The organism is Pseudomonas sp. WS 5021 (assembly GCF_012985535.1).
Lineage (GTDB): Bacteria > Pseudomonadota > Gammaproteobacteria > Pseudomonadales > Pseudomonadaceae > Aquipseudomonas.
This window is the reverse complement of sequence record NZ_JAAQWP010000007.1, coordinates 383329-395893: the sequence shown is the minus strand read 5'-3', so window position 1 is coordinate 395893 and position 12565 is coordinate 383329. Positions and strand designations below refer to the sequence as shown.

Here is a 12565-nt window from a genome sequence, read left to right as displayed (position 1 = left end):
TGCACCGGGTGCGCCTACTTTATTACGCCCGGTAACAAAGGATCGACGGCGGCGACGGAACACTTTCATTCAGTCGCACGACATACCTACCGCCCCTCCCCCCCCCTGGAGGGGCGTTTGCGTTGAACTGAAAGGTACTGACCATGAACACGATCGCGCCACATCACGCCATGCCTGCCCTCCCCCCTCACACGCCACAGGCCGAGCCCGCCGCCGTGCCAGGCAAAGGCCAACACCAGCCGTTTCCTTCTGCGCGAACCCCTTCACAGGCGCAACCGGAGCTTCCGAATTTCTCCTCGCAGGACAAGCAACTGACGTTGGTCGATGACGGCAACCTCAGAGTCCGCCAGTCCCTGAGCGAAGTACCTCTGGCGCCGGGAAAATCGATCATTGTGAGCGACGCCCTGACATTTGAAACCGGCAACAGCGCCGACACTATTCATCTGAGCAACCACCCTGATGGCCGACTCAAGGTCGAGGTCAACGGTAAGCCCTACCTGTTTAATGTCAGAGACTCCAAGGACAGTGCGCCCACCAGCCTGCATATCAAAAGCCATGGCGGTGACGACAAGATAAAAATCGACCCCGGCGTCATGCTCCCGGTCAAGGTCGAAGCCGGCGATGGCGACGATGACGTGCAAGCGGGCAGCGGCCCCACCCAGCTGTTTGGCGGCAAGGGCAACGACACCCTGCGCCTGGGCAGCGGCAACGGGTATGTCGAGGGCAACGAAGGTGATGACACGATAGTGGGAGGCACGGGCTCCAACGTCATGTACGGCAATAACGGCAATGACCGGCTGTACGCAGGTGCCGGGGCCGCCCAGAAGCAAAGCTACCTGGATGGCGGCAGCGGTAACGACCAGCTATACGCTGGCAATGGGCATACGGTGATAAACGGCGGCCAAGGTGACGATGTGCTGGTGGGGCACGACCGCACGACCTTCTACAGCGGCAAAGGCCACGACACGATCTGGTCCAACCGGCCGGACAACCGCATCTATGCAAAACCCACTGATCGGCTCTTGGGCGGGTCCGATGCAACGATCACCCCGGTGTCGCCAAGCAACGCCGGTAAAGAAGGGTTCCAGGCCCAGGGCACGCAGGCGTTCAAGCAACGGGTCGAAGATGACCTTGAATTGCTGCGCGGCTCGCCCGTGGGCCAGCAAATGCTCGCGGGGATGGACGCCGTGGCTCGACAAAACGGCGCGCCGTTGCCGATTATCGAAGGTTCCAGCAGTCATTTTGACGACCATCTGTCGCCAGAACAGACAAAACAAAGCCATATCAAAGAAGGGGCTGCAGGTCGCCGAATCAACAGTGGCACCCTGCAGTACAATCCGTTCGATATCTACGCCGACCCCAATGTCCCTGCCGCACCCATCGTCACCCTGCAACATGAATCGGCCCATGCCTGGAACGCCGGCACGGGCACCTTTTTCAGCGGCCACACCCAAGAGCAGGTAGGCGCAAACCCTCCAGTGGATACACCCAATGTAGAGCGCCAGGCCGTTGGCCTGCCGACTACTGCCGCGCCGTTCGACTTTGACAACGACCCACTCACGCCGCCTACTTCAACCAATCCCAAGCCGTTCACCGAGAACGGCTTGCGTGAGGAAATGGGCTATGGCCCGCGTGAGCACTACGCAGACTGACAGTGAACGGGGTACGCGCTTGCTGTATGTTGCCGGCCTCCATACCCCGATCACAAGGATGTGCATCATTGACCCCAGAGCCCCATGAAACTCATTGCCCTCTTGCTTGCCACACTATTGATCAGCCTCAGCGGCTGCATCGGCGCGCCCGTGGCATTGACCCCGCAGACCGCACAACGCCTGCAAAGCCAGGCGCCGATCCGTTTCCTGCTGACGTTCGATGATGGCCCCAGCGCCTCGGGCTACGCCAATCCCAGCCGCTCGGTAATCCAGGACCTGGCTCAAAACCCGGTGCTGCCGGGGATCAAGGCAATTTTCTTTTTGCAGACCCAGGCCTGGCGTTCCGGCGGCAGCCCGCGCGGGCGCAAGACCATGGAACGCGAACACGCCGCCGGGCATATCCTGGCCTTCCACACCGCCACCCGCTGGCATAGCAACCATCGCCTGATGAACGACGAAGACCTGGCACAGACCCTGAGCCTGGGCGCCGCAAGCATTGCCTCGATCACTGGCACCGCACCCAGCCTGGTGCGCCCGCCCTTCTGGAACTATGACAAGCGCACCTTCGCCGCCTATCAGCACCACGGCATGCATATCCTGCTGACCGACTTGAGTGCCAATGACGGCAAGATCTGGGGCTTCAATGCCAGCCCGAGGCGGCGGGCCAACCTGCTGCGGCAACTATCGCTGGTGCGCGAACGCATTGCGCTGGGCGAACTGCCGACCGTGGACGGGGTGATTCCGGTCGTGGTGACCTTTCACGACATCAACCGCTACACCGCCCGGCACCTGCCGGAATACCTGCAGATCCTGATGGACAGTGCCCAGGCCAATGGCCTGAAGACTGCCGCCGCTCCCTTCTACACCGACCGCGCGAGCCTGGAACGCGCAGCCCTGGCGCGCACGGTGAAGGATACCAACGAGGTGGTGCACTTGCCGGGAGTGTGGAACTGGGTGTGGGACGCCGACGCTCACTGAACGCCACCCTGCTACGGGTCCCGAAAAAACCGGCATCGGTTCCCTTGGGAATCCTTGGCCACCGCTCAGCCACTAGTACTCAACGCACACACTAAAGCGAGAGTACGTAATGGCAATATCAACTGGCTTACAACCGTTAAATCTACCGCCACCAAGCACGCACCCGGTAACACTGGCGGGTAACTCCGTATCGAACCCCATTACGATTCAAAGCCCGCCATTGAAAAAATCACATACGCTCTTTACGCCACATTCAACATTGACAATCGATCAGAACTACGTTGAAAAATATCCCGTCTATACAAACGCATTCGCCCTATTTAGCGACAACACTATAAAAATAACCCATCAAGTCACATGGGAGAAATCCACGGATGATGGATATCTAAACAGAAGCAACGCGCTGCAAGTCGTTACAGGTAATCATTCAGACGTCATAAAGGTTAATCCCGCTTCAGGCGACAACATTCACTTGGAAGTCAATGGCATTCATTACCTATTAAAAATCAACAACCACGAAGATTACCCTGAAGAACTGCACATCAAGTCCAAAGGCGGTGATGATCACATCAGGGTTGATCCTCGCGTCACTATGCCGATTGTCATTGAGGGCGGCAGGGGGCGAGACAGGATTGAAGCCCTTGGCAGTGGTGAAACCCGTGTCTATGGCGGTGCGGGCGATGACGATATCACTCTGGGCAGCGCCAACAGCTACGCCGAAGGCAATAGCGGCAATGACACAATGCGCGGCGGCACAGGCAAGACCGTCATGTATGGCAACAACGGCAATGACCTGATGCTCTCCGGCCCCGCCAGCAAGGGAACGTTCAGTTACATGGATGGTGGCAAGGGCAACGACACCATGATCGGCGCCAGCCCGATTAACCTGATGCATGGCGGCCCCGGTGAAGACGTGATGTACAGCACAAGGCCGACCACCTTCTACACCGGCCGAGGCCGGGACATCGTCCTGGCAAACCATGCAAGCGACCAGATCTACGCCGACGCGGGGGATCGGGTTGCCAGGGTTGCCGGCTCAACCCTAAGACAAGTGCGCATAAGCGACGCCGGGCACAAAGCCTTTAAAGTCGAAGGTTCAGACAAGTTCAAGCAACACACCCAAGACAATCTTGAATTTTTCAGAAACTCGCCGACCGCACAAAATATGCTCTCTGAACTAGACCAGGCAGCCGAACTCAATGGTTCCCCCGTTACTATTCGAGAGACCACCGGCAACACTAGTTATTCATACGGCAACAACTTCACGAGAGAGCATGACAAACAACTAAAAGAATATGACGACCTCGCAGAGTCACCCTTGATAGGTTACATCCAAGGTAATACCAAAGGCTCGGTAGCAACTAGCGCAGCAATCAACAGCAACCCTGGTTTTATCTTCCGAGAGCCGCCGGTCGTTATCCTCTACCATGAAATGGCCCATGCCTATAACGGCGCCCACGGCACCTTCCTCCCAGGCAAAACCGATGGCGAGTCCAATATGGAGCGCCAAGCTGTTGGGTTGCAGACCACTGCTCCCGCCTTTGATTTTGACAACGACCCCACGACGCCCCCCACTCCCACCAACCCCAAGACCTTTACCGAAAATGCGCTGCGTGAAGAAACCGGTTTTCCACGGCGTAACACCTACATTCCAGCGGCTGAAGAGTGACTTGGCATAAGGGCGGGCAAATTGTCGTCAGTCCCGCGACTCCACCCCCAACTCGTCCCACACCGACTCTGCCAGGTGAAACGTCGCATTGGCCGCCGGGATCCCGCAGTAGATCGCACTTTGCATCAGCACTTCCTTGATCTCGGCGCGGGTCACGCCATTGCTGGCGGCGGCGCGCAGGTGCAATTTCAGCTCTTCGCTGCGGTTCATGCCGATCAGCATGGCGATGGTGATCAGGCTGCGGGTGTGCCTGGGCAAGCCCGGGCGGGTCCAGATATCGCCCCAGGCATGACGGGTGATCATTTCCTGGAACTCGCTGTTGAACTCGGTCAGGGCATTGAGACTGCGATCGACATGGGCATCGCCCAGCACTGCACGCCGCACCTCGAGCCCCTCGGCATAACGTTGTTTCTCGTCCACAAAAACGCCCTCAGCGATCCAGCAGGAAGGTCAGTACCCGGTCGCTGAACGCAGCCCCGGCTTGTACGTTGGATAGATGCGCCGCGTAGAACTCGGCGTATTCGGCGCCCGCTACACGCGCCTGGATAAAGTGCCCGCCCGCCGGGGGTGTGACGGCATCTTCAGTGCCGGCAATCACCAACGTCGGCACCTTGATGGACGCCAGTTGCTCGCGCAGATCCGCATCGCGCACCGCGCCACAGTTGGCGGCATAGCCCTGGGGCGATGTGGCCGCGAGCATGTCGGTGATGCGCTTGGCCTGGTCGGGATGAGCCTGGGCAAAATCGGCAGTGAACCAGCGGGCAATCGATGCATCACGCAAGCCCACCATTGCCGCCTGGCCATCGCGCAGGACCATGTCGATCCGCGGGTTCCAGATTTCAGGGGTGCCGATCTTGGCCGCCGTGTTGCACAGCACCAGTTTGAGCAAGCGCTCACCGGCGTTGATGCCCAGCCACTGGCCAATCAACCCGCCCATGGACAGGCCACAGAAATGCGCACGCTGGATATCCAGGGCGTCCAGCAACGCCAGCACGTCACGGCCCAGTTGTTCAATGCTGTAGGGGCCCTCGGTGACCAGGGATTTGCCGTGGCCACGGGTGTCCAGGCGCAGCACCCGAAAATGCTCGGTGAAGGCCGGCATCTGGGTATCCCACATCTGCAGGTCGGTGCCCAATGAGTTGGACAGCACCAGCACCGGTGCGCCTTCAGGGCCTTCCAGTTGGTAGTTCAGTTCGCCATCGGCGAGTCGTACAAATCCCACAGCAGTCTCCTCAGGCAGACAATGCAAAGTGCTCGGCCACGGCGCGGCTGACCCAGGTCTGTGCCAGGCCCAGGTAATGCGCCGGGTCCAGCAGGCGATCCAATTCCAGCGCCGACAGCTCGGCGGTGACTTGCGGCTCATCGGCCAACACTGCGCGCAAATGGCGCTGCTCGGCGACCGCGCGTTTACAGCACTGTTGCAGCAAGTGATGGGCGGTTTCACGGCCCAAACGCTGGGCCAAGACGATGCTTACGGCTTCGGCCAGCACCAGGCCCTGGGTCAGGTCGAGATTGCGCGCCATGCGCTGCGCATCGACTTCCAGGCCTTCGCCCAGCAGCAGCGCCTGATGCAACGCCCCGGACACCAGGCGGCAGATCTCGGGCAGGGTTTCCCATTCGGCATGCCACAGGCCCAGGCTGCGCTCGTGCTCCTGGGGCATGGCGCTGAACATCGTCGCCACCAGGCCCGGCACGCGCGTGGCAGCGCTGATCAGCACCGCCGCGCCAACCGGGTTGCGCTTGTGCGGCATAGTCGAGGAGCCGCCCTTGCCCGGCGCCGAAGGTTCGAACACTTCCCCCGCTTCGGTCTGCATCAACAGGCTGATATCCCGCCCGAGCTTGCCCAGGCTGCCGGCGATCAGGCCCAGCACGGCGGCAAATTCCACCAAACGGTCACGCTGGGTGTGCCAGGGTTGCTCGGGCAGCGTCAGTTGCAACTCTGCCGCCAGGGCTTGCGCCACCGGCATGGCGTGTTCGCCCAGTGCAGCCAAGGTGCCGGATGCGCCACCAAACTGCAGGACCAGCAAGCGCGGCTTCAACTCCAGCAGCCGTTGGCGATTACGTGTCACCGCCCCCAGCCAACCGGCGATTTTCATCCCCAGGGTGACCGGCGTTGCGTGCTGCAACCAGGTGCGCCCGGCCAATGGCACATCGGCATAGCGCTGCGCCTGGGCCGCGAGCACCGTGCCCAGGCGGGCCAGGTCCGTATCGAGCAGCTCCAGCGCCCGCCGCAGTTGCAGGACCAGGCCGGTGTCCATCACATCCTGGCTGGTGGCGCCCAGATGCACATAGCGCTCGGCGCCGGCGTCTTCACTGGCAATCAACTTGCCCAGGGCCTTGACCAGCGGGATCGCCGAATTGCCCGCCGTGGCAATCGCCGCGCCGAGGGCGTCCACGTCGTACAACGAGGCCAGGCACGCCTGGGCAATCGGCGCCACGGCGGCCTGAGGAATCAACCCGACCCCGGCCTGCGCCCGGGCCAATCCGGCTTCGAAATCCAGCATGCCCTGCAAGCGTCCCTGGTCACAGAACACCTCGGCCATGCTGTCGGCGGTGAAGTAAGCGTCGAACAATTGGTTGCTCGTGCGCAGTGTCATAACTCATCCCTTACAGATCGTGGTGCAGGTACTCCGCCTGTTTCGGCAGGCGCAGGCTGAACAGGAACGCGATGGCCATCATGCCGGTCACGTACCAATAAAAGGTGTTTTCCAGGCCGATGGATTTCAGGCCCAGGGCCACGTATTCCGCCGAACCACCGAAGATCGCGTTGGCCACCGCATAGGCCAGGCCCACACCGAGGGCGCGCACTTGTGGCGGGAACATTTCCGCTTTTACCAGGCCGCTGATGGAGGTGTAGAAACTCACAATCGCCAGCGCCAGGGTAATCAGCACAAAGGCCAGGAACGGGCTGGTCACGGTTTTCAGGGTCAGCAGGATCGGCACCGTGCACAGGGTGCCGAGGGCGCCGAACCAGAGCATCGAGTTACGGCGGCCGATCTTGTCCGAGAGCATGCCGAACAGTGGCTGCATGCACATATAGAGGAACAGCGCGCCGGTCATGATGTAGCTGGCGGTCTTGGCGTGCATGCCGGCGGTGTTCACCAGGTACTTCTGCATGTAGGTGGTGAAGGTGTAGAAAATCAGCGAGCCGCCAGCGGTGTAGCCGAGCACGGTGATAAACGCCGCCTTGTGATCGCGAAACAGCGCGGCAATGCTGCCGGCGTCCTTGTTTTCACGCATTTCCTTGCTGGTGGTTTCTTTCAGGGAGCGGCGCAGCAGCAGCGAAATCACCGCCGCCACGGCCCCGATCACAAACGGAATGCGCCAGCCCCAGGCCCGCAGTTCGTCTTCGGTGAGCAGTTGTTGCAGGATCACCACCACCGACACCGCCAGCAGTTGCCCGCCGATCAAGGTCACGTACTGGAACGAGGCAAAGAAGCCGCGCTGGCCCTTGAGCGCGACTTCGCTCATGTAGGTTGCCGTGGTGCCGTACTCGCCGCCCACCGACAGGCCCTGGAACAGTCGCGCCATCAGCAGCAGGGCCGGGGCCCAGGCGCCGATGTCCTTGTAGGTGGGCAGAAAGGCGATGACCAGGGAGCCGGCACACATCATCAGCACCGAGATCATCATCGAATTCTTGCGCCCATGCTTGTCGGCGACCCGGCCAAACAGCCAGCCGCCGATGGGGCGCATCAAAAAGCCTGCGGCGAACACGCCAGCGGTGTTGAGCAGTTGCACCGTGGGGTCGTCGGAGGGGAAAAACGCCGGGGCGAAGTAGATGGCGCAGAAGGCGTAGACGTAGAAGTCGAACCATTCGACAAGGTTGCCGGAAGAGGCCCCGACAATCGCAAAAATCCGTTTGCTGCGTTCTTCTCCGGTGTAGTGACTGGTATTGGTTGTCATGTTGTTTTCACTCGTGGGGAACGGGTTAGAGTCTAGACATACTTTGCAACAACCTCGTTCCGCAAGCAGACCTTTGGATAGCAGTTGCCTGTGCCGGCCCTATCGCAGGCAAGCCAGCTCCCACAGGCGAACGCATTCCACTGTGGGAGCGGGCTTGCCCGCGATGGCGCCCTTGCAGCCAACTCAGTAATCGAAAAACACCGTTTCTTCATCGGTGCCCTGAAGAATCACATTCCACTGATACACCCCCGACGCATCCGCCTTGGCAACCAAGGTGCGGCGCCGCTCTGCCGGCACACACGCCAGCAACGGGTCATCGCCATTGGCTGCCTCGCCGTCGAAATAGATCCGCGTCAGCAAGTGCTTGACCAAACCACGGGCAAACACCAGCACCACCAGATGTGGCGCCTGGGTCGTGCCCTTGAGGCCCGGCACACTGCCCGGCTTGATGGTGCTGAAACGAAAGCGCCCTTGCGCGTCCACCGGCACCCGGCCAAAGCCTTCGAAGTTAGGGTCCAGGGCTTTGTCCTGGTCATCCTCGGGGTGGTCATATTTGCCGGCAGCGTTGGCCTGCCAGACTTCCAGCATCGCATCGTTGACCACCTCGCCATTGCCATCGAGCACTTGCCCGGTGATGGCCACGCGCTCGCCAAGGGTGCCCGCATTCGCCAGGTCTTCGCGGTTCAGCCAGGTCAGGCCGATGTGGTAATACGGTCCGACGGTGTGGGACGTGGTTGCGTTGAGGGTCATGTCATTTCTCCATCGGCGTGGCGTCGCGGCCGCGCAGGACGATGTCCCAGCGGTAGCCGAGGGCGTAATGCGGCACGGTCTTTTCCAGGTCGAAACGGGCGATCAGGCGTTCCTTGGCCGAGGTGTCCGGCACGCAGTTGTAGATCGGGTCGTAGGCCAGCAGCGGGTCGCCGGGAAAGTACATCTGGGTCACCAGGCGCGTCAGCACACTGGGGCCGAACAGCGAAAAGTGGATATGCGCCGGGCGCCACGCGTTGTGGTGGTTGCCCCACGGATAGGCGCCGGGCTTGATGGTCTGGAACTGGTACCAGCCATCGGCATCGGTGACGGTGCGACCGGTGCCGGTGAAATTCGGGTCCAGGGGCGCGTCGTGCTGGTCACGCTTGTGGTTGTAGCGCCCGGCGGCGTTGGCCTGCCAGATCTCCACCAGGATGCCCGGCACAGGCAGGCCGTTTTCATCCAGGACCCGACCGTGAATGATGATGCGCTCGCCTTGCGGCTCGCCATCGTGCTGGGCAGTCAGGTCGTTGTCGTGCTCGGCAATGCGCTCGGCGCCGATAGTCGGGCCGGTGATTTCCGACAGCGAATGGGGCAAAAACACCAGCGGCTTGGACGGCGAACGCAGGTTCGTCGACTGGTATGCCGGGTGCAGGTAATCAGGCTGAGTACCCGCTTGCGGGCGCCGGTATCCGGGCTTGTCACTCATGGAGCAATCCTCTTTATTCTTGTAAGTCTCAAACGCGTTCGATCGCCAGCGCCAGGCCTTGGCCGACGCCGACACACATGGTCGCCAGGCCTTTGCTGCCGCCGGTTTTTTCCAGTTGATGCAGTGCGGTCAACACCAGGCGCGCACCGCTCATGCCCAACGGGTGGCCCAAGGCAATGGCGCCACCGTTCGGGTTGACCTGCGGCGCATCGTCCGCCAGGCCCAGTTCACGCAGCACCGCCAAGCCCTGGCTGGCGAAGGCTTCGTTGAGTTCGATCACATCAAAGTCGCTGACCGCCAGGCCCAGGCGCTCCACCAACTTGCGCACCGCAGGCACCGGGCCGATGCCCATCACCCGGGGTTCGACCCCGGCACTGGCCATGCCCAACACCCGGGCGCGGGCGGTCAGGCCGTGTTTTTTCACCGCTTCAGCACTGGCCAAAATCAAGGCGGCCGCACCGTCGTTGACCCCGGAAGCGTTGCCGGCAGTGACGGTCTTGTCCGGGCCGTTGACCGGTTTGAGCTTGGTCAGGGCTTCAAGGGTGGTGTCGGCACGCGGGTGTTCGTCGTGCTCCACCAGGGTCTCGCCTTTTTTATGGGCGACCCGCACCGGTACGATTTCTTCGGCAAAAAAGCCAGCGGCCTGGGCCGCGGCAGTGCGCTGCTGGCTGCGCAAGGCAAAGGCGTCCTGGTCGGCGCGCGAGACGCTGTAGTCATCCGCCACGTTGTCAGCGGTCTGCGGCATGGCATCCACGCCGTACTGCGCCTTCATCAATGGGTTGATAAAGCGCCAGCCGATGGTGGTGTCTTCCAGCTTCATGTTGCGCGAGAACGCCGCATCCGCCTTGCCCATTACGAACGGCGCCCGGGACATCGATTCGACGCCACCGGCAATCGCCAACTCCATTTCGCCACTGGCGATGGCGCGAAAGGCGGTGCCGATGGCGTCCATGCCCGAGGCGCACAAACGGTTGAGCGTGACACCAGGGATGCTCGGCGGCAGGCCGGCCAGCAGCGCGGCCATGCGCGCCACGTTGCGGTTGTCTTCGCCGGCCTGGTTGGCGCAGCCGAGGAACACTTCGTCGACCGCGGTCCAGTCTACCGACGGGTTGCGCGCCATCAGTGCCTTGATCGGCAAGGCCGCCAGGTCGTCGGCGCGCACCGTGGACAGGCCACCGCCAAAGCGGCCGATTGGGGTGCGGATGGCATCACAGATAAACACGTCGCGCATCAGGCTTCTCCTGGGGTTTGGCCATGGGCGGCGGCCGTACGGGCTTCTAGGTCGCGCAAGGCGTTCAGTTCGATGTCGGTGGGTTCGGCGCTGGTGCTGAGCTGGTCGGCAAAGCGGATCGCCCAACCAGTGGCGGCAACCACTTGCTCGCGAGTAACGCCGGGATGCAGGGCGGTGACCACGAATTCGTGAGTGCCCTCCTCCGGCTCCATGATGCACAGGTCGGTAATGATTCCTACGGGGCCTGCGCCCGGCAGGCCGAGGCGCTTGCGCGAATCGCCGCCTTCGCCATGACCGACCGAGGTGATGAAGTCCAGTTTGTCGACAAACGAACGGGACGACTGTTTGAGGATGATCAGCACGCTCTTGGCAGAACCGGCGATTTCCGGCGCGCCACCGGCACCCGGCAGGCGCACCTTGGGCTGGTGATAGTCACCGACCACGGTGGTGTTGATATTGCCGAAGCGGTCGACCTGGGCCGCACCGAGAAACCCGACGTCGATGCGCCCGCCTTGCAGCCAGTAGCGAAAAATCTCACCGGTGGGGACTACCGTGTCAGCGGTTTCCGCCAATTCGCCATCACCAATGGACAGCGGCAATACCGAGGGCTTGGCGCCAATCGGACCGGACTCGTAGATCAACACCACATCCGGCGAAGACGTCAGGCGTGCCAGGTTGGCGGCCTTGGACGGCAGGCCAATACCGACGAAGCATACCGAGCCGTTTTTCAGGCGGCGCGCGGCGGCGACGGTCATCATTTCATTGGTCGAGTAAGTCATTACTTGGCCTCCTGCGCGGCCGCCAGCTTGGCCTGGAATTGACTGAAGTCAGCGGTGCCATGGATGTATTCATCGATCCAGGCGGTAAACGTCCCACGGTCCCGAGCGATTGGGTCCCAGGCTTGATAGAAGCGATTGTCACGCTCGGTGTAACCGTGGGCGTAGGACGGATGCGCGCCACCCGGGACATGGCACACTGCGGTCAGGGCCCAGGTCGGCAGCACGCAGGCGTTCATCGGGGCGTTGAGGTCATCGACGATTTCTTCGACGGTGACGATGCACCGCTTGGCCGCCAATGCCGCCTCTTTCTGCACCCCGAGGATCCCCCACAACAGCACGTTGCCCTTGCGGTCGGCCTTTTGCGCATGGATCACGGTGATGTCCGGGCGCACCGACGGCACCGCCGCCAGCACTTCGCCAGTGAAGGGACAGGTCACGGTCTTGATCAGCGGGTTGACCTTGGGCAAGTCGGAACCGGCATACGCCCGCAGCACAGCGAACGGCAGGCCGGATGCGCCGGCCACATAGGCGTTGGCCAGGTCCGCATGGCTGTGCTCTTCGATCTCCAACGGTTGCGGCCATTGCTTCTCGACCGCGTCCCGCAGGCGGTGCAGGGACCCTACGCCAGGGTTGCCGCCCCAGGAGAAAATCAACTTGCGCGCACAGCCGGCCCCGATCAGTTGGTCGTAGATCAGGTCGGGCGTCATGCGTACCAGCGTCAGGTCTTTCTTGCCCTGACGAATGATTTCATGACCTGCCGCTGTAGGGATCAGGTGGGTAAAGCCTTCGAGCGCGACGGTGTCGCCATCATTGACGAACTGCTTTACCGCATCAGCCAGCGAAAGGATTTCAGCCATGGGGTTGGGCTCCCGATGTAGGTCGAAAAAGGCGCTGGAG

Annotated in this window: 12 protein-coding genes; 3 read left to right on the top strand and 9 right to left on the bottom strand. The window is 61.7% G+C overall.

Annotation, left to right across the window (positions count from 1 at the left end; translation table 11 throughout):
* Window positions 1-143: 143 nt before the first annotated feature.
* The 3 genes from HBO19_RS22815 (at window position 144) to HBO19_RS22805 (ending at window position 4299) form a co-directional block, all read left to right on the top strand.
* On the top strand, window positions 144-1652 hold the full coding sequence (locus HBO19_RS22815) for a M91 family zinc metallopeptidase (protein ID WP_262386310.1): 1509 nt from the start codon (window positions 144-146) through the stop codon (window positions 1650-1652).
* A gap of 84 nt (window positions 1653-1736) precedes the next feature.
* On the top strand, window positions 1737-2630 hold the full coding sequence (locus tag HBO19_RS22810) for a polysaccharide deacetylase family protein (protein WP_170058358.1): 894 nt from the start codon (window positions 1737-1739) through the stop codon (window positions 2628-2630).
* Window positions 2631-2739: 109 nt separating this feature from the next.
* A complete protein-coding gene (locus HBO19_RS22805; RefSeq protein WP_170058357.1) occupies window positions 2740-4299 on the top strand; it encodes a M91 family zinc metallopeptidase in 1560 nt (519 codons plus the stop codon).
* Between the two features lie 27 nt (window positions 4300-4326).
* On the opposite strand, the gene pcaC is transcribed toward HBO19_RS22805, so the two are convergent.
* The 9 genes from pcaC to HBO19_RS22760 form a co-directional block, all read right to left on the bottom strand.
* Window positions 4327-4719 (bottom strand): 4-carboxymuconolactone decarboxylase, encoded by a 393-nt coding sequence (pcaC, locus tag HBO19_RS22800; RefSeq protein WP_169955521.1) that lies wholly within the window; start codon window positions 4717-4719, stop codon window positions 4327-4329.
* 10 nt (window positions 4720-4729) lie between these two features.
* Window positions 4730-5521: a 3-oxoadipate enol-lactonase gene (pcaD, locus tag HBO19_RS22795; RefSeq protein WP_169955520.1), complete on the bottom strand. Its 792-nt coding sequence runs from the start codon at window positions 5519-5521 to the stop codon at window positions 4730-4732.
* A 10-nt stretch (window positions 5522-5531) separates the two neighbouring features.
* The gene (locus HBO19_RS22790; protein WP_170058356.1) at window positions 5532-6896 is read right to left on the bottom strand and encodes a 3-carboxy-cis,cis-muconate cycloisomerase; all 1365 of its coding nucleotides are present in this window, start codon (window positions 6894-6896) and stop codon (window positions 5532-5534) included.
* Between the two features lie 10 nt (window positions 6897-6906).
* Entirely contained in the window at window positions 6907-8202 is a 1296-nt protein-coding gene (locus HBO19_RS22785) for an MFS family transporter (protein WP_169955518.1), read from the bottom strand.
* A gap of 183 nt (window positions 8203-8385) precedes the next feature.
* Window positions 8386-8952, bottom strand: a complete 567-nt coding sequence (gene pcaG / locus HBO19_RS22780; protein ID WP_169955517.1) for a protocatechuate 3,4-dioxygenase subunit alpha — start codon at window positions 8950-8952, stop codon at window positions 8386-8388.
* 1 nt (window position 8953) lies between these two features.
* A complete protein-coding gene (gene pcaH, locus HBO19_RS22775) occupies window positions 8954-9658 on the bottom strand; it encodes a protocatechuate 3,4-dioxygenase subunit beta (protein ID WP_169955516.1) in 705 nt (234 codons plus the stop codon).
* Window positions 9659-9686: 28 nt separating this feature from the next.
* Window positions 9687-10892 carry a 3-oxoadipyl-CoA thiolase gene (pcaF, locus tag HBO19_RS22770; RefSeq protein ID WP_170043064.1) on the bottom strand — a complete coding sequence of 402 codons (1206 nt, stop codon included), beginning with the start codon at window positions 10890-10892 and terminating at the stop codon, window positions 9687-9689.
* Entirely contained in the window at window positions 10889-11668 is a 780-nt protein-coding gene (locus HBO19_RS22765) for a CoA-transferase subunit beta (RefSeq protein WP_170058355.1), read from the bottom strand. Before HBO19_RS22765 ends, pcaF begins: the two co-directional genes overlap by 4 nt.
* Entirely contained in the window at window positions 11668-12525 is an 858-nt protein-coding gene (locus HBO19_RS22760; protein ID WP_029297076.1) for a CoA transferase subunit A, read from the bottom strand. Before HBO19_RS22760 ends, HBO19_RS22765 begins: the two co-directional genes overlap by 1 nt.
* Between the last annotated feature and the right edge of the window lie 40 nt (window positions 12526-12565).